General features: G+C 43.1%; 17 protein-coding genes. 9 read left to right on the top strand and 8 right to left on the bottom strand.

The window, feature by feature from the left end:
• Positions 1-289: 289 nt before the first annotated feature.
• Complete coding sequence (gene ybfF, locus AAC852_RS08785; protein ID WP_340620708.1) at positions 290-1,099, bottom strand: esterase; 810 nt, start codon at positions 1,097-1,099, stop codon at positions 290-292.
• Between the two features lie 260 nt (positions 1,100-1,359).
• Between ybfF and seqA the strand changes: the two genes are divergently transcribed.
• The gene (gene seqA, locus AAC852_RS08780; RefSeq protein WP_340620707.1) at positions 1,360-1,893 is read left to right on the top strand and encodes a replication initiation negative regulator SeqA; all 534 of its coding nucleotides are present in this window, start codon (positions 1,360-1,362) and stop codon (positions 1,891-1,893) included.
• 107 nt (positions 1,894-2,000) lie between these two features.
• Positions 2,001-3,641, top strand: coding sequence for a phosphoglucomutase (alpha-D-glucose-1,6-bisphosphate-dependent) (pgm, locus tag AAC852_RS08775; protein WP_340620706.1), 1,641 nt, complete (start codon positions 2,001-2,003; stop codon positions 3,639-3,641).
• 175 nt (positions 3,642-3,816) lie between these two features.
• On the opposite strand, the gene kdpD is transcribed toward pgm, so the two are convergent.
• From kdpD to AAC852_RS19985, 5 genes are all read right to left on the bottom strand, one after another.
• The gene (gene kdpD, locus AAC852_RS08770) at positions 3,817-6,504 is read right to left on the bottom strand and encodes a two-component system sensor histidine kinase KdpD (protein WP_340620705.1); all 2,688 of its coding nucleotides are present in this window, start codon (positions 6,502-6,504) and stop codon (positions 3,817-3,819) included.
• Between the two features lie 3 nt (positions 6,505-6,507).
• Positions 6,508-7,089 (bottom strand): potassium-transporting ATPase subunit KdpC, encoded by a 582-nt coding sequence (gene kdpC, locus AAC852_RS08765; protein WP_340620704.1) that lies wholly within the window; start codon positions 7,087-7,089, stop codon positions 6,508-6,510.
• An 85-nt stretch (positions 7,090-7,174) separates the two neighbouring features.
• Positions 7,175-9,241, bottom strand: coding sequence for a potassium-transporting ATPase subunit KdpB (kdpB, locus tag AAC852_RS08760; RefSeq protein WP_340620703.1), 2,067 nt, complete (start codon positions 9,239-9,241; stop codon positions 7,175-7,177).
• A gap of 32 nt (positions 9,242-9,273) precedes the next feature.
• Positions 9,274-10,980, bottom strand: a complete 1,707-nt coding sequence (kdpA, locus tag AAC852_RS08755) for a potassium-transporting ATPase subunit KdpA (protein ID WP_340620702.1) — start codon at positions 10,978-10,980, stop codon at positions 9,274-9,276.
• On the bottom strand, positions 10,981-11,034 hold the full coding sequence (locus AAC852_RS19985; protein ID WP_422824278.1) for a potassium-transporting ATPase subunit F: 54 nt from the start codon (positions 11,032-11,034) through the stop codon (positions 10,981-10,983).
• Positions 11,035-11,446: 412 nt separating this feature from the next.
• On the opposite strand from AAC852_RS19985, the gene AAC852_RS08745 reads away from it, so the two are divergent.
• Both AAC852_RS08745 and AAC852_RS08740 read left to right on the top strand, forming a co-directional pair.
• The gene (locus AAC852_RS08745; protein WP_340620700.1) at positions 11,447-11,656 is read left to right on the top strand and encodes a DUF2517 family protein; all 210 of its coding nucleotides are present in this window, start codon (positions 11,447-11,449) and stop codon (positions 11,654-11,656) included.
• Between the two features lie 244 nt (positions 11,657-11,900).
• Positions 11,901-12,644 (top strand): type 2 GTP cyclohydrolase I, encoded by a 744-nt coding sequence (locus AAC852_RS08740; protein ID WP_340620699.1) that lies wholly within the window; start codon positions 11,901-11,903, stop codon positions 12,642-12,644.
• A 70-nt stretch (positions 12,645-12,714) separates the two neighbouring features.
• Here AAC852_RS08740 and AAC852_RS08735 read toward each other — a convergent pair whose 3' ends face one another.
• Positions 12,715-13,833: an MFS transporter gene (locus AAC852_RS08735; RefSeq protein ID WP_340620698.1), complete on the bottom strand. Its 1,119-nt coding sequence runs from the start codon at positions 13,831-13,833 to the stop codon at positions 12,715-12,717.
• Between the two features lie 120 nt (positions 13,834-13,953).
• On the opposite strand from AAC852_RS08735, the gene AAC852_RS08730 reads away from it, so the two are divergent.
• Positions 13,954-14,715 (top strand): AraC family transcriptional regulator, encoded by a 762-nt coding sequence (locus tag AAC852_RS08730; RefSeq protein ID WP_340620697.1) that lies wholly within the window; start codon positions 13,954-13,956, stop codon positions 14,713-14,715.
• Positions 14,716-14,923: 208 nt separating this feature from the next.
• Here AAC852_RS08730 and AAC852_RS08725 read toward each other — a convergent pair whose 3' ends face one another.
• On the bottom strand, positions 14,924-16,207 hold the full coding sequence (locus AAC852_RS08725; RefSeq protein WP_340620696.1) for a citrate synthase: 1,284 nt from the start codon (positions 16,205-16,207) through the stop codon (positions 14,924-14,926).
• Positions 16,208-16,823: 616 nt separating this feature from the next.
• Between AAC852_RS08725 and sdhC the strand changes: the two genes are divergently transcribed.
• Genes sdhC through AAC852_RS08705 form a run of 4 tightly spaced genes read left to right on the top strand, consistent with a single transcriptional unit; the run spans position 16,824 to position 20,075 of the window.
• Entirely contained in the window at positions 16,824-17,213 is a 390-nt protein-coding gene (gene sdhC / locus AAC852_RS08720) for a succinate dehydrogenase cytochrome b556 subunit (RefSeq protein ID WP_047682427.1), read from the top strand.
• Positions 17,207-17,554: a succinate dehydrogenase membrane anchor subunit gene (gene sdhD / locus AAC852_RS08715; protein ID WP_099134517.1), complete on the top strand. Its 348-nt coding sequence runs from the start codon at positions 17,207-17,209 to the stop codon at positions 17,552-17,554. The genes sdhC and sdhD overlap by 7 nt, the downstream gene beginning before the upstream one ends.
• A complete protein-coding gene (sdhA, locus tag AAC852_RS08710; RefSeq protein ID WP_340620695.1) occupies positions 17,555-19,321 on the top strand; it encodes a succinate dehydrogenase flavoprotein subunit in 1,767 nt (588 codons plus the stop codon).
• Positions 19,322-19,358: 37 nt separating this feature from the next.
• Entirely contained in the window at positions 19,359-20,075 is a 717-nt protein-coding gene (locus AAC852_RS08705) for a succinate dehydrogenase iron-sulfur subunit (protein WP_340620694.1), read from the top strand.
• Positions 20,076-20,235 lie beyond the last annotated feature (160 nt).

Below are 20,235 nucleotides of genomic sequence, written 5' to 3'. Positions count from 1 at the left end.
TTTATCCTTTAATTAATATCAATTGAAGGGGGATGTTTTTCACTTGGTAAAAATGAAATTTATTATTGGTGTGGTTTTTCCTGATATTTATTTCGTCACAGAACATTAGTGTATAAATAATCATTTAGATATAATTATTTTTGTATTAGTTATATAGTTTAATAGGTATGGAAATAAAGATTTAATGAGCAGAATATTAAAAAATAACTTATTGGCGATAGTATTGAATATATCTTTTGTTGCTATCAACAGCGTTCAACCCACGTTTACAGGTGGGTTGATATGATGATTATTCTATTCCTAAAAATCGATGAATTACCCTGAGTACGGCTTCGGGTTTTTCTGCATGAACCCAATGCCCGGCACCAGCTATTACCCATGCGCTAGCTTTTGGGAATTGTCTGATAATATCCTGCCGATATTCCTCGGTAATGTAATCTGAATTTCCACCACGAATGAACAGGGCTGGTTTATGCCATGCCGGGATCATTTCCCAACTAATAATCTTTTCATATTCTTTTTGCAATACAGGCAGGTTGAATTTCCACTCTCCCTGGCGGAAGGATTTTAGCAAAAACTGGATCACGCCATCTTCCTGAATATTTTGTCGCATGATATCTGTTGCCGCCTGTCGGGTTTGTACCCCTGCTTCGGTCACTTTGTTCAGTGCTGTGAAAATGCCGTCATGTTGCCGAACTTGATAAGCCACAGGTGCCATGTCAATGACGACAATCTTTTCAATTCGTTCCGGGGCAATCGCTGTCATACTCATCGCAATTTTGCCACCCATAGAATGTCCTATGATGATAGCCTTCGGCACATTTAGTTCATCAACAAATAGTTCATCAACAAGTAGTTCATCAAGAAGTGCTAAAACATCCTGAGCCATATCGTGGTAATCCATATTTTCCGATCGGGGAGAAATACCGTGATTGCGCACGTCAATTTGAATAACCGGATAATATTGCTGTAGATCTCGACCTAATATTCCCAAATTGTTCGAATCACCAAAAAGCCCATGGATAAGAATAATTGGTGTGGAGGACAGCGGGGTTTCCGGTTTGTGTAAATGATAATTTAATTGATTGTTTGACTTCATACTTTGCCTGAGTTTAATGCCATTCATACAATGTTTAATATTGTAGAGTTTAATATCATGACACATTAGCATGGACAAACAAAATGGGAAAAAATGACTGTAACTGATTGATTTATTTTAGGTGAAAAGCGACTTTTTTTTCAATTCTCAATTGTGGAAAGAATCACTTTAAGTTATTGAAAGTTTAATTGTTTTGTTTTGTTGCATTATATCTTATAATCCGGGGATAATTTTTTCATTAAGAACAGTACTGGATAGAAATGAAAACGATAGAAGTTGATGAAGAACTTTACCGCTTTATTGCAAGCCAAACCCTGCATATCGGTGAAAGTGCATCTGATATTTTACGGCGCATATTGAAATTGAACGCCGGGCAGCCAGTACAAACTACACAGCCTGCCAGCGAGCCTGTCCCTGTCGATAAAGTACCAGTTGTACGTTCCCGTGATACTGTTCGTGTTATGCGCGAATTGTTGCTTTCCGATGAATATGCTGAAAAGAAAAAATCTGTTGAGCGTTTCATGTTAGTGTTATCTACATTGTACAATTTGGACAGTGAAAATTTCTCCAAAGCAACAGAAGAGATGCATGGCCGTACCCGCACTTATTTTGCAGGCGATGAACATACGTTGCTGGCCAGTGGTAAGCAGACCAAACCACGTCATATCCCCGGTACCCCTTTTTGGGTGATCACCAATACCAATACTGACCGCAAACGCAGCATGATTGAACATGTTATGCAGGGGATGAGTTTTCCAGCAAATTTGATTGAAAAGGTGTGTAGTACTATCTAGTTTAGCGACCTGATTTAGCTAGTTAGTTAACTCTTTAAACTACTCAGCTTATCTGTTCTATACTGCACTGGAGGGGAACCCAGTGCAGCCTTTCAGGAGAAATTAAAGTGGCAATTCATCCAAGGGCAGGGCAACTGGCCCAGCAGCATGATTTAATCAATGTTGCACTTCTCACTTCACAGTATTACACCGTACAACCATATCCAGAAAACCCGGCACATAACGTTAAGTTCGGTACTTCCGGTCATCGTGGCAGTGCTGGACGCAATAGTTTCAATGAAGCACATATTCTGGCAATTTCTCAGGCTATTGTGGAAGTTCGTCAGCAGCACGATATCACGGGTCCATGTTATGTAGGGAAAGACACTCATGCGCTTTCTGAAGCTGCATTTATTTCAGTGCTGGAAGTGCTGACAGCAAATGGTGTCGATGTAGTTGTACAGGAAAATAATGGTTTTACACCAACTCCTGCTATTTCTCATGCAATCCTGTCTTATAACCGCCAGCGGAAAAATTTAGCCGATGGGATTGTGATCACGCCATCCCATAATCCACCAGAAGATGGTGGTATTAAATACAACCCACCGAATGGTGGCCCCGCGGATACGGATCTGACTTCCGTTATTGAGAATCGTGCTAATGAATTGTTGGCAAATAACCTGAACGGGGTTAAACGTCAGCCTTATGAGCAGGTACTGAAAAGTGAATATCTGCATCCACAAGATTTGGTTGAACCTTATGTGACTGCATTAGGTGAAGTTGTGGATATGGCTGCCATTCAAAAGGCGGGTTTGAAAATTGGCATTGACCCATTGGGTGGTTCAGGTATTGCTTACTGGCAACGCATTGGGGAGTACTATAACCTCGATCTGACATTGGTGAATGACAATATTGACCAAACGTTCCGTTTTATGACGCTGGATCGTGATGGTGTGATCAGAATGGATTGCTCATCACGTTGGGCGATGGCGGGTTTACTGGAACTACGTGATAAGTTTGATTTAGCTTTTGCTAATGATCCCGATTATGACCGTCACGGGATCATTACTCCAGCAGGCTTGATGAACCCTAATCATTATCTGGCGACAGCAGTGGATTATCTATTCCGTCACCGTCCACAATGGTCTGAAAAAGTTGCAGTGGGTAAGACATTGGTTTCCAGTGCTATGATTGATCGTGTTGTGACTGATCTGGGACGTGAATTGGTGGAAGTTCCTGTTGGCTTTAAATGGTTTGTTGATGGGCTATATAAAGGCGAATTGGGCTTCGGTGGAGAAGAAAGTGCAGGCGCATCTTTCCTGCGTTTTGACGGTACACCATGGTCAACAGATAAGGATGGTATTATTCTTTGTCTGCTTGCAGCAGAAATGATGGCGGCTACCGGAGAAAATCCACAGCAACGCTATGATAAATTAGCTGCGCGTTTTGGTACACCGAGTTATAGCCGCCTTCAGGCACCGGCAAGCCATCAACAGAAAGCACAATTGTCCAAATTGTCACCGGAAATGGTTAAAGCTGATACATTGGCGGGTGATCCCATTACGGCCCGTTTGACAACTGCTTCAGGCAATGGTGCTTCCATTGGTGGGTTGAAAGTGATGAGCGACAATGGCTGGTTTGCTGCTCGTCCTTCTGGCACAGAAGAAGCTTATAAAATCTATTGTGAAAGTTTCCTTGGTGTTGAACACCGTGAAAAAATTGAGCAGGAAGCTCAGGAAATTGTCAATCAAGTGCTCGCTGCGGGTTAATTGACGTTTAACAATGATAAAAGGAAAGCCGTAGTTGTGACTGCGGCTTTTCTGTTTTTATATCTGTTATTTTTCACTTGCTATAGAAAATGGCAGGTATATAGATAGAAACCAACGTGTTAAAGCCTCTACTCGTAAACCTGCTGTTCGCAATCCTTATTTATAGCTCTGGAGATTACTCCGCAGTAGAACAAAGCGGTAAGGAAAAATGGAAGCTGGCTCCTCCTTTTTCATTATCCGTTGCCCATATTTTTCCGTTATGAATTTCAATGATGTTATAACAGATCGTCAACCCTAATCCGGCATTGGGTACAGTCGATTTTCGGTGATTATGTGAGAATTTATCAAAGATAGATTGTTCTTGCCCTGCTGGAATACCTGAACCTGTATCCCAAACTTCAACATTAACTTGTTTTTTTTCAACAATGGCTTTGATGCCTAATGCTGAACCTTGATTAGTATGCTTGATGGCATTTTCCAGTAGATTGATAAATACACGCTCTAATAAGGAAGCGTCACACTGTAGCATTAAATTAGGGGGCAGGGAAAGTTCTACAGGATAACGGCTAAGTGTATAACTTATTGAATGAAGAGCATTATCAACAATTTTTTCCAACGAATAACAGCCAAAATTGGGCTGAAGACTGCCTGATTGAATACGTACTATATCCAGAACGTTATTCACCAGATGTGAGGTATTGAGGATTTGCTGGTGAATTCGCTGGAATTGCTTGGCATGATGAGAATTTTCAATGGATAAATCTAATCTTAGTGCTTCTGTCTGTTCAGTGAGGATTGTCAGTGGCGTCAGTAAATCGTGGGACAGTGCCGTCAGAAATGCGTTGCGCAATTGTTTCCATTTGTTATCTAATTTGGCTGTTTCTGCACCACGGGCCAAATGTAATCGTTCTAAAGCGTTAGCAATAATTCCAGTAAAAATATGCAGTAACCGCTGTTGTTCTGGTACTAGTAATTGACGAAGATTAGGCGATTCAATCGCAAGAACAGCAAATACTTGTGATGGAGTCGCTATGGGAATTAACTGATAAGGTACGCCCGGCAGGGTGTCCGTACCAGCTCCGGCAGGTTGTTTTTTCTCAAAACACCATTTGGCAATGGCTTCATCAACCAGCATTTGCCCACCATTATAGGATTTCACCTGATATAGACGGTTGTTGTTATCCGGTAGTAACAGTCCTGTTTTGGCCTGAAAGCTATTCGATAAAAAGTGGTAGCTGATCCGGGCAACATCTTCTTCATTCAAGGCCCGGCTGAGTTCACGGGTAATTTCATATAAGTGCCGTGTCCGCTGTTCACGATGGCGGGCAACTCTGGCTTGATAACGTATACCCGCGGTCAGGTTTCCCACGACAACCCCGACGATCAACATGACGATAAAGGCGAGCAGGTACTGCATATCTTTCACTGCCAGTGACAAATGTGGCTGAACGAAAAAGAGATCGAAACTGACCACATTGATAAAAGCGGCAAAGACTGAAGGCCAACGCCCATAAAACAGGGCGATGACAACAACGCCGAGTAGGTAGAGTGTCACCAGATTAGCTTTATCAAGAGGCAGTAAAACAGCACGGGAAAATATGGTGATTAAAGCGCACAGTATAATCGCCATCACGAAGCCTTGGATCTGACTGAGCCATTTTTCATTAAATGAGCGGTGATCGGTATGTTCTTTACTGTGAGTATGCCAATGCCTTTTGTCTTCCAGAGCAATAATAATGATATCCAGATCGGGGCCAAGTTTGCCTAAACGTTCAACGAAATCAGCGCGCCATCTGCGGTTAAAAAATTTTGAATACAAACTATGGTAGCGCCCCACTATGATTTTACCGAGGTTATGTTCTCTTGCGTAACGAAGAATAGCCCTTTCTTTATGAGGCTCAGAAAGTGTAGCGGTTTCTGCTCCCAACTCTTGGGCCAGCCTTAATGCTTTTAAAATAGTACGCCGTTTGACCTCTGGCAGACGGTGCAGTTTAGGGGTTTCAACGTAAACAGCATGCCAAATACAATCCAGTTTTGCGGCAAGCCGGGCAGCTTTGCGGATCAGTTTTTCATTTCCTTCATTATCACCTATGCACAACAGTAAGTTATCCCGTGTATGCCACACGGGCTCTTTTCCCCGTGTATCACGGAAAGCACGCATCTGATCATCCACACGATCTGCGGTACGACGTAAGGCAAGTTCACGTAAGGCGATCAGGTTTCCTTTACGGAAAAAATGTTCAATAGCCCGTTCCGCCTGACCTGATATATAGACTTTACCTTCGTGGAGCCGCTGGCGCAGATCGTCAGGGGGAAGATCGACTAAAACAACATCGTCCGCACTATCAAATATGTGATCGGGAATAGTTTCCCGCACCCGGATGCCGGTAATGCCACCGACGACATCATTCAGGCTTTCAAGATGTTGTACGTTAATGGTGGTCAGGACATCAATGCCTGCTTCCAGAAGCTCTTCCACGTCTTGCCAACGTTTAGGATGACGGCAGCCTTGAGGATTACTGAATGCTAATTCATCCATCAAGATAATGGCCGGTCGGCGGGCGATAGCAGCATCAATATCGAATGCTGCTATTCTGCGTTTAGCATAGTGGATATGTTTTGGCGGCAGTTGAGGCAGGCCTTTCAATAGTGCTGCGGTTTCCTGCCGCCCGTGTGTTTCAACGACACCGATAATGACATCCAAACCCTGAGTCAGTAAACGTTGGGCTTCCTGTAACATGGCATAGGTTTTACCGACTCCGGCACAAGCACCAAAAAATATTTTCAGCTTGCCACGTGGTTTCTCATTCGCCAGTGTTAGCAGATTGTCTGGGTCCGGGCGTTGTGGTTCGGTCTGATCCATAAGTTAGCGGCCTTGTGGTTGCAAGTTATCTAATGCCAGATTAAGTTTTAAGACATTGACTACAGGTTGACCAATGTAGTTCGGCAGTGGAAAAGTTGTGTTTTCCTGAATCAGTTTATTAATGACATTTATTGGTATATGGCGGGTCGTGGCGATGCGCTGTGCCTGGAATTTGGCTGCTTCAGGTGAAATATGTGGGTCAAGTCCGCTACCGGATGCCGTCACTAACTCGACAGGAATTGGCAGGTTTTCCGGGTAGTTAAATAAACGGATTTTAATAATCTGTTGTTGTATTTTATGAAATAAAATCGGGTTAGTTGGTGACAGATTGCTTCCCCCGGATGACAGTGCATTATAGGGCTGTTGGGCGGTCATGGAAGGGCGCCCATGAAAATAGACGGCTTTGGTGAATTCCTGTCCGATTAATTCAGAACCGATCAATTTTCCATTCTGTTCAATCAATGAACCGGTAGCCTTATGGTGAAACAATGTTGCTGAGATCCCGGTGATCAGCAGCGGATAAGCAATACCGGTGATCAGGGTAAGAAATATCAACAAAACAATGGAAGAACGTAACCCAATCATTTTTGTCACCTTACTTGATAGTCAAACTCAGAATCTAATGATTTGAAAACTGCATTATTTGAAATTGTTTTATTCAAAATTTGTGTTACTTAAAACCAAGTGCAGTAAGTAGCATGTCGATAAGTTTGATGCCCGCAAAAGGCATAAGCAAACCACCAAGACCATATATCCATAAATTACGCCGCAGAAGCGACAGTGCATTCATCGGACGATAACTGACACCTTTCAGAGCCAATGGCAGTAAAAAGATAATGATGATCGCATTGAAAATAACCGCCGACAGTACTGCCGATTGGGGTGAATGGAGGTGCATGATGTTCAGAGTATTAAGCTGTGGATAAGTGACGGAAAATGCAGCAGGAATAATGGCAAAATATTTGGCAATGTCATTAGCAATACTAAATGTGGTCAAAGAACCTCGGGTCATCAGCATTTGTTTACCAATACGTACCACTTCAATTAATTTGGTGGGATTAGAATCCAAGTCCACCATATTGCCAGCTTCTTTGGCAGCCTGAGTACCTGAATTCATAGCAACGGCAACATCAGCCTGAGCCAGAGCGGGAGCATCGTTTGTACCATCACCCGTCATTGCAACCAAGCGCCCTTCAGATTGATATTGGCGGATCAACGTCAGTTTTGCTTCAGGTGTAGCCTCTGCGAGAAAATCATCAACCCCTGCTTCTGCGGCGATGGCCGCAGCGGTCAGATGATTATCGCCGGTGATCATGACAGTCTTGATCCCCATCCTACGCATTTCATTGAAACGCTCCTTAATACCACCTTTGATAATATCTTTTAGGGCAACGACTCCCAGAACCCGCTGATTTTCAGCGACAACCAATGGCGTCCCCCCTTTGCTTGCTACTTGCTGTACCAGTAAGTTAATAGCTTCAGGAAATTGACTACGGTTGGCTTCAATATGGCGGCGGATAGCATCAACTGCTCCCTTGCGGATCATTCGGTCATTAATGTTGACCCCACTCATGCGGGTCATGGCAGAAAAAGGAACAAACGTAGCGTTTAAGGTACGCAGATCACGTTCACGCATATTAAAACGTTGTTTTGCCAGGATCACGATGCTACGCCCTTCAGGTGTTTCATCGGCAAGTGAGGAAAGTTGAGCGGCATCAGCCAGTTGTTGTTCCGTCACACCGGGAGCAGGCAAAAACTGAGATGCCTGACGGTTGCCTAATGTGATCGTGCCAGTTTTATCCAGCAACAGAACATCTACATCACCTGCGGCTTCAATGGCACGCCCACTGGTGGCAATGACATTGGCTTCCAACATGCGACTCATACCCGCAACACCGATAGCAGAAAGTAATCCACCAATGGTGGTGGGAATTAAACAAACTAACAGTGCGATCACCACTGTGACCGTAATGGGAGCACCAGAATGGTTGACTTCAACACTGAATAAGGAAAAAGGGAATAAGCTGGCGCAGGTTAGCAGGAAAATGATGGTGAGAGCAGTAAGTAAAATCGAGAGGGCAATTTCGTTCGGTGTTTTTCGCCGTTTAGCGCTTTCAACCATCGAGATCATTCTGTCGAGGAAGGTTTCTCCCGGATTGACAGAACATTCTACGATTAGCCAATCTGATAACACTTGAGTACCTCCCGTTACGGAAGCAAAATCTCCTCCTGACTCCCGGATCACCGGGGCTGATTCCCCTGTAATAGCACTTTCATTAACAGAAGCGCCGCCTTCAATGACTTCTCCATCACAAGGGATAATTTCACCCGCTTTTATAAGTACAATATCTCCTTTGCGTAAACTGTCTGAAGTGACTTTCTCTTTTGTAGCATCGTGACTGGGCGCAGAAAGTCTGGTGGCCCAGGTTGTTTGTTTTACCCCTTTCAGGCTGGAAGCCTGGGCCTGACTGCGTCCTTCTGCCAGCGCTTCAGCAAAATTGGCAAACAATACAGTGAACCATAACCATAAAGCAATTGATCCAGTAAAGAGTGCATCACCCTCTGCCTGACCGATTAATATACCGAGCCATAACAAGGTAGTTAGGCAGCTACCAAGATAAACAACAAACATAACCGGATTATGCCACTGAATGGCTGGATGACATTTTTTTATTGAATCGATAATCGCTTGGCAAATGAGATTCGATTCAAATAATGCCTGTTTTTTATTTCTCATTACTTATCTCACAATGTATCTCACAACTTCACCTAACGTGATAGTTGCCAAAGTTGTAAATGTTCAGCAATAGGACCAAGAGCCAATGCGGGGATGAAAGTGAGGGCTCCAATCAATAAGATGACCAAAATTAGTAAACCAATGAATAAGGCACTATGCGTTGGTAGCGTACCGTTACTGATCGGCTGGCGTTTTTTACTACTCATGGAACCGGCGATGGAGAGTACAGGCAAAATGACACCAAAGCGCCCAAGAAACATCACTATTCCTAAGAGCAGATTATAAAATAGGCTGTTGGCTTCCAGGCCGGCGAAAGCACTACCGTTATTATTTGCCGCAGATGTGACAGCATAAAGTATTTCTGTGAAACCGTGCGCTCCGGGATTGGTGACGGCAGCCCGTCCCGCATCAAACGAAACGGACAGTGCCGTTCCTAGCAAGATAAGAGAGGGTGTAACCAGAATTGCAAGAGCGACCATTTTCATTTCATTAACATCAATTTTTTTGCCCAAATATTCAGGAGCACGACCTATCATCAGACCCGCAATAAAGACGGCTAACAGAACAAATAGCAACATGCCATAGAGCCCGGCGCCTACACCACCAAATACGACTTCGCCAATTTGCATTAACCAGAGTGGAATCATGCCTCCTAATGCCGTGAAAGAATCATGCATTGCATTGACTGCTCCACAAGAGGCTGCTGTCGTGATTATGCTGTAAAGAGAGGAAACAAGAATACCAAAGCGGCTCTCTTTTCCTTCCATATTGATATTGCTGTTGACTCCTAATTGTATGAAGTGGGGATTACCCACAGTTTCGGCGTACATCACAACAGATACAGAAATAAGGAAGATAATGCTCATTGTCCAGAGTAAGGCATAACCCTGGCGATTATCTCCGACAACCAGACCAAATGCGAAACACAAGGCGCTGGGGATCAGGAAAATTGCAAGCATTTGTACAAAATTACTGATGGCATTTGGGTTTTCAAAAGGATGTGCTGAATTTGCTCCAAATACGCCTCCGCCATTTGTTCCCAGTAATTTGATAGCTTCCTGAGAAGCAACCGGCCCCATAGGAAGCAATTGTTGCTGCCCTTCAAGGGTATGGATTGCAACATAGGGAGAGAAATTTTGAATCACGCCTTGGCTGGCAAAGATAAGAGCAAAAATGACCGCCAGAGGTAGCAGTAGATATAGAGTGATACGCGTGATATCGACCCACGCGTTCCCCAGCGTTTTTACACCCTGACGGGAAAATGCCCGTATTAAGGTAAATGCAATGGCAATACCTGTTGCAGCCGACAGGAAGTTCTGCACTGTTAATCCTGCCATTTGGCTCAGATAACTGAGGGTATTTTCGCCACTGTAGGCTTGCCAGTTAGTATTAGTAATAAAGCTAATTGCTGTATTGAGTGCCAAATCCCATTTCATCCCCGCAAAATGTTGTGGATTGAGTGGCAGATATTTTTGACTTATCAGCAGGATAAATAATAACAACAAGCCTGCAACATTGAATATAATAATGGCAAATGCATATTGCCACCAGTTCATTTCTTTGAAGCTATTGCCAGGTTTTTGTAAACCACAACAACGCCATAAGATTATTTCTGTATTTGTAATCCAGCGAGGTAATTCTCCTTCGATTAGGTTAGCGATAAAATTTCCAAGAGGTTTACTTAATATAAATAGAAATAATAAGAAAGTGGCTATCAGCAGAAAAGAAGAGGCTTCCATTTAGAAATCCTCCGCATTTAATAGCGCATAAATCAAATAGAACAGTAATAGCACTACCAGGACCGCGCCAACAATAATGAGTAGTTTATTCACCACTTATCTCCTTGTTTACTTCTTAATAACTGTTTGCTTCTTAATAGCTGTTTGTTTCATAGCAACAGACGGTTGAAAATAAAAGTGACTATATAAAGAAGATTAAAAAGAGATCCTACAAACGTAAAATATAAATAAATTTGATTGATTCAATGTTATAAAAAATAAGTTTAGCAAATTTCAATAGGTTAATTTTATGTTTTTAAAATGTTTGTTTTGTTTCTGTTTAAGTATTTTTTTGTAATTAAATTACGTACCGACAAAAAAAGAGTGATTTTAAGCACTAAAAAAGTGGTCTGATCAGTAGTAAAATTTCATTTCATTGAGTAAAATTTAGTATATCTTACAGGTTTGCCCATTTAGGAGGGTCTTTATGTCTACATATCGTGAATATTCTCGGCATCAGGTTCTCTTGCGGCGTGTTGGCGTTGTCGCAGTAGGTGTTATTGCACTTCCTGTTATGTTATTTAGCCGAAACCGTGCCCGTTTTTACAGCTACTTACATAAAGTATGGGTAAAAACAAGTGATAAACCCGTATGGTTAGAACGTGCAGAAATTGCCTCTGACACGTTAATTCCCTGAATCTTCTACTCTGTAACTGATTGTTCTTCGTTTTTTCTGCATAATGTTTTCTGACTGATATAGCCTACTGAATATAGTATTAAGTATAGTATTCTGACACCTTGCCAGCTTAGGCTGGCAAGGTATTTTGCTCTTATTGCTTATGACTACTGATGTTGTGACTTAATACATATATATCACTTTGGCTAAGCGAAGAATAGGTACGTCTTCTATGGTGAAAAAGCTAAATAATAAGGGGTGTGTAATGAATAATGTTGAATTAGAGCATGTACTCAATACGGAACTGAATGTTCGTGAGTTTCAGGATTATGCCCCTAATGGATTGCAGGTGGAAGGACGCCGTCATATTCAACGGGTTATAACGGGTGTGACAGCATGTCAGGCTCTATTGGATGAAGCTGTTCGTTTGGAAGCAGATGCTGTCATCGTACATCATGGGTATTTTTGGAAGAATGAATCGCCTGTTATCCGAGGTATGAAACGCCGCCGTTTACAAACTTTACTCTGCAATGACATTAACCTGTATGGCTACCATCTCCCGCTGGATGCTCATCCTACATTGGGCAATAATGTTCAGTTAGCACGTCAGATGGGCGTGAAAATCATAGGAACGATTGATCCATTACTTCCTCATGGTGCATTTGATCAACCGATTACTCCGGCAGAATTGGCTGAGCGCCTTGAAAAAAGACTGGAACGCAACGTACTGCATTGTGGCGATAACGCCAGGGAAGAGATCCGCACTATCGCATGGTGTACAGGTGGTGGACAAAGTTTTATTGAGCAGGCTGCTGAATTTGGTGTTGATGCTTTTGTTACTGGTGAAGTATCCGAAAAGACTATTCATGTTGCCCGTGAAATGGGGTTACATTTTTATTCGGCAGGGCACCATGCCACTGAGCGCTATGGCATCAAAACGCTTGGTGAATGGTTGGCGAATCATCATGGGTTGGATGTCACTTTTATTGATATTCCTAATCCGGCTTGATATGTATCACAGATTTTTCAATGACAGAGGCTATTTAATCAATAGCCTCAGTTTTTTATTTATCAGGGTATTACTTATTACGTGATAAAAAGATAATTATGACTCCACTGTAGATCAATATCGTACCTAACGCTTGACTCCAACCAGCAAAGGCTAATCCAGCCCCTAACAGTAAATAGTAAAACAATCCTAACAAGGCACCTGCTGTGCCCAATTTATCTGTATAGCGATTTAATGCAGATGCCAAAATATTGGGGATGGCAAGGCCATAAGCAATCACAATACCCAACATAGGGAAAATAAACAGCCAACTATTTTCAAGCAGATAAACACCAATCCCGTTTAATAAGACGAGCCATGCCGCAAGGGATATGATTTTTTTAGTTGGCCATTTCTTTATTAAAAATTGCTTATTAGATACTGAACCTACCCCAACACCGAGAGTGAAGAGTAGTCCTGTATAACCGAAAAGCTCTGGTGATAATCCGAATTGTGCAAAGCGGAAAGGAGCCAGTTGATAGTAGCTGAATAGGCAAACATTGAATAAAGCGATGAGAAACGCACTTCGCCAAATAGCAGTATCTTTCAACATCATGCTGGCGGTATCAGATAGCGCAACGTTTGTTACAGTTACCGGACGTGTTTCTGGTAAGCGAATAACAGACCAACTGGTCAAAATAGCAGCTAAAATAGTCAATCCTGCGAATACGGCCTGATAACCGCCAAAGTGATTCAGTACAGAGCCGCTGATCATACCCACGGCAGGACTGGCAGCTAAGGCAATGCCCATAATGGAGAAAACACGTGCCAGCTCTTCACCCTGATAACTATCGCGCATGACAGTTTGTGTCCCGATTGAGCTAGCCGCCGCTCCGAAAGCGGATAATATTCTGGCAACCAGCAGTAACCAGAAGTGCTCTGTTAATAGAGCCATAACACAAGCCAGACCATAGAGTAATAATCCGGCAATAATAGCAGGACGTCTGCCAATAACATCACATATGCGACCCCATACAACGACACCAAAAGCAAAGGCAAAAAAGTAAAGTGACAAGGTTTGCGAGGCTTGTTTTGCACTGACAGCAAAACTATTGGCAATATTGGTCAGGGCGGGACTATAGATAGTTTCCACAATTTGAGGAAACATCATTAAAGCAATAGCGAGCCAAAGTGATGGTTTAACTTGCATGGTATTTTTTCTGATCGTCAATGATTGATGACCAGAAGGTTAGCATTCGGCTGTTTGTCTAATTATGATAAAAAAGACAATAAATTTATATAATCGGACATTAATTTAACGGGAGCTAACATGGCATGGTTGAGGCAAAGTGATCATTTTGACCCTGACAGTTTGAATGTACCTGTAGTAGGCATTGCGGCAGAGTTGGGACAGCACGATTCTGGTTTTCATCAACATAATATGGGGCAGCTATTGTTTACTCAGCGGGGTTGTATCAGGATCACTTTGGCTAATCAAATTTCTGTTTTACCTCCGACCAGAGTGGCGTGGATCCCGCCAAAGACATTACATCGGGCGGAAATGCGAGGTTCTGTTGGGTATCGTTCTATCTATATTGATGTTTCTGAAATGGATTGGATACCTGACAAGAGTGAAGTACTGGAAGCTACACCATTGCTACAGGCAGTTTTGGAACGTGTTGCAATATCACCTTTTAATACTGACTGGAATCAGGGAAAAGAGGCACACTTATTGGCGGTGTTTTTTGATGAAATTTGTGAGGCACGTCGAGAGCCAACTTTATTGCCTTTACCTCTGGATCGACGTTTGGCTCGTTTGTCGTTTGAGCAATTACCTCCACCACTACAAGAAATGGCTACTTATATCGGTGCCAGTGAAAAAACCATTACCCGCATATTTCAGCGTGAAACGGGAATGGGTTACCAACAATGGCGGCAACAATGGCGATTGATTAAGGCAATTGAATTATTAGCACAGGGTAAGACGATATCTTATGTGGCTCAGGAGTTGGGGTTTGCCAATGACAGTACCTTTGTCACGTTCTTTCGCAAAATCATGGGAAAGCCGCCACGTGAATATATGGCAGGCTAAGGGGCAAAACCAGTTGCAGGGAATGAGGAGAAAAAACTGAGAGTTTCACCAGTAGAAAGCATCATAATCGTTGAAATAATAACGGATATCATCACATAGCGGATACTGCACCTCACTGTCAGGTGGCAAGCCAATTGTGGTGGATTGGCAGGTAAGGTGCAGTATATACACGCTTCAGAATATGAAGTATGTCAGTAAGTTTGTTAGATTATTTTTGAATCTGACTTGTGAAGTCGCGCTTAGCATGACCAGTATAAAGCTGGCGAGGACGAGCGATCTTCAAGCCATCGTCATGCATTTCATTCCAGTGTGCAATCCAGCCAATTGTACGGGCAATGGCAAAGATGACGGTAAACATGGAGGATGGAATCCCCATTGCTTTTAGAATAATACCGGAATAGAAATCGACATTCGGATACAGTTTTTTCTCAATAAAGTACGGATCGTTCAGGGCGATGCGTTCCAGCTCCATAGCAACTTCCAACAAACTGTCATTCAGACCAAGTTCATCCAGTACTTCATGACAGGTTTCACGCATCACGGTTGCGCGTGGGTCATAGTTTTTATAGACGCGATGACCAAAGCCCATCAGACGGAAAGAGTCATTTTTATCCTTGGCGCGAGCGACAAATTCAGGAATGTGATCGACAGTCTGGATCTCTTCCAGCATACGCAGACAAGCTTCATTTGCGCCACCATGTGCAGGCCCCCACAATGATGCAATCCCCGCTGCGATGCAGACGAATGGATTCGCACCAGAAGAACCCGCGGTACGTACTGTTGAAGTTGAAGCATTCTGTTCATGATCCGCATGTAGAATAAAAATGCGGTCCATTGCTTTTTCCAACACCGGATTGACCTTATATTCCTCACAAGGCGTTGAGAACATCATATACAGGAAGTTACCGGCATAAGAAAGATCATTACGAGGATAAACAAAAGGTTGACCGATGGAGTATTTGTAACACATTGCTGCCACAGTTGGCATTTTGGATAGCAGACGATATGCAGTGATTTCACGGTGTTGAGGATTATGAACATCCACTGCATCGTGGTAGAAGGCAGCAAGAGCGCCAGTCACACCGCAAAGTACAGCCATAGGGTGAGAATCGCGGCGGAAACCGTGGAACAGACGGGTAATCTGTTCGTGGATCATCGTATGACGTATCACAGTTTTTTTGAATTTTTCATATTCTTCGGGTGTTGGTGGCTCCCCGTACAGCAGAATATAACAAACTTCCAGATAGTTTGATTTCGTTGCGAGCTGATCGATGGGAAAACCACGGTGCAGCAAAATGCCTTCGTTGCCATCAATATAGGTGATTTTCGACTCGCAGGAGGCAGTGGAAGTGAAACCGGGATCGTAGGTATAGAAGCCTTTTGAGCCGAGGGTACGCACGTCAATCACTTCAGAACCTAGGGTTGGCGTTAGTACGTCTAGTTCGATAGCAGCTGAACCATTTATGGTCAACGTAGCCTTTTTATCAGCCATTTACATCTCCTTAGCGCTTATTTTTTATAACCCCTAACAACCTTCAGATAGGCGCAATTTTTTACTGTGCCGACGGCATTGTGCTACCGGAGAGAATTAAAAAATCAGGCTGTATACATTATAGTGCTGAAATCTCATTTACGGACGACAATCGTTTTCAGGTTGTTAAAAAGTTTCTGGATGTCATATCTAAAGTATTTTTAACATAAAATGTTACTATTTTGTGTCATAATGCTACTTTTACAAAGCTCGCGTTTTTCGTGAAGTTTACTTTTTCATCGGAAAACGACGGTGGATAATATGTACCGCCATATATGTAAGATAAATGTTTAATCTTTGTCAAACAAGATAGTGGTTTTTATGATAAATGTTTGAAGCGTGATCTTACTCACTGTTCAAGCTAAATGTTAATAATCATATTGTGTGGGAATTGTAATAACAATGTGAAGTACTTATACTGCGCTAAGGTCTCCGGATACCTGATGTAGGAGCACCCAGCGTAATCAAATCACAACGTTTGATGAACAGTAAGGATTGTTAAATTAATTATGTTGTGTCCTCTTAACGCTGTCTGATTCCCACCCAGGGCCGGAGGATGGAAAATAAAAAAAGCTGTGTGGGCAAAATTGTGAAAAAACAAAGACCTGTCAACCTCGATCTGCGGACGATAAATCAACCCGTCTCCGCGATAGCTTCGATCTTGCACCGTATCTCAGGCGTCATCACCTTTATAGCAGTCGGCATTTTGCTGTGGTTGCTAGGTATGTCACTGTCTTCGCAAGAGGGCTTCCAGCATGCATCTGAAATTATGACTGGCTTTTTCGCCAAATTTATCCTGTGGGGGATATTAACGGCATTGGGTTACCACATTTGTGGTGGGATCCGCCATGTTTTGATGGATTTTGGCTTTTTGGAAGAGAGCCTTGCTACTGGTAAAACTTCTGCCAAAGTGGCAATAGTGATCGCAGTTATTCTGTCTATTCTGGCTGGGGTATTAATATGGTAAGCAACGCATCCGCATTGGGGCGCACGGGTATTCAGGACTGGCTGTTGTTACGTGCATCTGCAATCGTTATTGTTTTATATGTTCTTTATCTCGTTGGTTTTGTAGCAACAACGTCAGACATCACCTATGAAGTCTGGAGTGGTTTTTTTTCTTCATCTCTCACTAAAGTGTTCACCATATTAGCACTGATTTCTATTCTGGTTCACGCATGGATCGGAATGTGGCAGGTGCTGACAGATTATGTGAAGCCACTGGCACTGCGTCTGGTGTTGCAACTGGTGATTATTGTTGCGCTGTTGGCTTATTTGATTTACGGAACAATTGTTGTGTGGGGTGCATAAATGAAACTGCCGGTAAGAGAGTTTGACGCTGTTGTTATTGGTGCTGGCGGTGCAGGTATGCGTGCTGCGCTGCAAATTTCACAAATGGGCTTGTCTTGTGCCCTGATTTCTAAGGTTTTTCCAACTCGATCCCATACAGTTTCAGCACAGGGTGGCATTACCGTTGCTCTGGGTAACTCTCATGATGATAACTGGGAATGGCATATGTATGACACGGTAAAAGGCTCCGACTATATCGGTGACCAGGATGCCATCGAATACATGTGTAAAACTGGCCCTGAAGCGATTTTGGAACTGGAACACATGGGCTTGCCATTCTCACGCTTGGATGATGGACGTATCTATCAGCGTCCATTTGGTGGGCAATCCAGAAATTTTGGCGGCGAGCAAGCTGCCCGCACAGCTGCTGCTGCTGACCGTACTGGTCACGCATTACTTCATACCCTTTATCAGCAAAATCTAAAAAACCAGACGACCATTTTTTCTGAATGGTATTCTCTGGATCTGGTAAAAAACCAAGATGGTGCTATTGTTGGCTGTACAGCCATCTGTATTGAAACAGGTGAAGTTGTCTATTTCAAAGCCAAAGCAACAATTCTCGCAACAGGCGGTGCAGGCCGTATTTTCCAATCTACGACTAATGCTCACATCAATACTGGTGATGGTGTTGGTATGGCATTGCGTGCTGGTGTTCCTGTTCAGGATATGGAAATGTGGCAATTCCATCCGACAGGAATTGCGGGTGCTGGTGTATTGGTGACAGAAGGCTGCCGTGGTGAAGGTGGTTATCTGCTGAATAAAGATGGTGAACGCTTTATGGAGCGTTATGCACCCAATGCTAAAGATCTGGCTGGTCGTGATGTGGTTGCACGCTCTATGATGATCGAAATCCGTGAAGGTCGCGGTTGTGAAGGCCCATGGGGACCTCACGTGAAATTGAAGCTGGATCATTTAGGTAAAGAGGTTCTGGAATCGCGTCTACCGGGAATTCTTGAACTGTCCCGCACTTTTGCCCATGTAGATCCTGTAAAAGAACCGATTCCGGTAATCCCAACTTGTCATTACATGATGGGTGGAATTCCAACTAAAATTACTGGTCAGGCACTGACTATTAATGAGAAAGGCGAAGATGTTATCATTCCGGGCTTATTTGCTGTGGGTGAAATCGCTTGTGTATCTGTTCATGGTGCGAACCGTTTAGGTGGTAATTCATTGCTGGATTTAGTGGTTTTTGGTCGTTCTGCTGGTTTGCACTTGAAAGAGTGCCTGATGGAACAGGGAACCAGCCGTGATGCCAGCGAGTCTGATGTTGAAGCAGCACTGCAACGTTTGAACCGTTGGAACAATACCCGTTCAGGCGAAGATCCAGTTGAAATCCGTAAAGCATTGCAGGCTTGTATGCAGCACAACTTCTCTGTATTCCGTGAAGGCGATGCGATGGCGAGAGGATTAGATGAATTAAAAGTCATTCGTGAACGCCTGCAAAATGCCCGTTTGGATGATACATCATCAGAATTCAATACCCAGCGCATCGAATGTCTGGAATTGGATAACCTGATGGAAACCGCTTATTCGACCGCTGTAGCTGCAAATTTCCGTACAGAAAGTCGTGGAGCACATAGCCGTTTCGATTATCCAGAGCGGGATGATGCAAATTGGCTGTGCCATAGCTTGTATTTACCGCAGACTGAGAGCATGACCCGTCGTGAAGTTAACATGCAGCCAAAATTGCGTGAAGCCTTCCCGCCAAAAGTGCGTTCTTACTAATTGCGTTGGTGATGTTCCAGTTGCGGAGAAATAGATTATGAAACTTGAATTCTCAATTTATCGTTATAATCCGGATGTAGACAACGTACCCCGTATGCAGGATTACACGCTGGAAGCTGAAGAAGGGCGTGACATGATGCTGCTGGATGCACTTATCCAGTTGAAGGAACAAGATCCTACGTTGTCATTTCGCCGTTCGTGCCGTGAAGGTGTATGTGGTTCTGACGGTCTGAATATGAATGGTAAAAATGGGCTGGCTTGTATTACTCCTGTCTCAGCACTACGCCGTGGTAACAAGAAGATTGTTATTCGTCCGCTGCCTGGTTTGCCAGTCATTCGTGACCTGGTTGTTGATATGGGGCAGTTTTACGCACAATATGAAAAAATCCGTCCTTATTTGCTCAATGACGGTAAAAATCCACCTGCACGTGAACATCTGCAATCACCAGAACAGCGAGCAAAATTGGATGGTCTTTATGAATGTATCTTGTGTGCCTGCTGTTCGACGTCATGCCCGTCATTTTGGTGGAACCCGGATAAATTTATTGGGCCAGCGGGTCTGTTAGCTGCATATCGTTTTCTGATTGATAGTCGTGATACTGAAACCTCATCCCGATTGGATGGACTGAATGATGCTTTTAGTGTCTTCCGTTGTCATGGGATCATGAATTGCGTCAATGTGTGTCCTAAAGGCCTTAACCCGACAAAAGCAATTGGGCATATTAAGTCGATGTTGTTAAGACATAGTGCTTAATTAAAATATTACTTAATTAAATATACTGACAATGTATAGATAGTGCATAAATAACACATAAATTGTGTGTAAATAATGCATATAAGGTTGCCCTCCACAATTTTGAAATAAATATCAAAACAGTGGGGGGCATAAAGAATGAAAGATGATAAATTGCCTG

It is taken from the genome of Xenorhabdus siamensis, from assembly GCF_037996745.1.
Taxonomy (GTDB): Bacteria; Pseudomonadota; Gammaproteobacteria; order Enterobacterales; family Enterobacteriaceae; genus Xenorhabdus; species Xenorhabdus indica.
The sequence above is the reverse complement of the archived record's forward strand: the minus strand, read 5'-3'. Positions and strand labels throughout refer to the sequence as shown.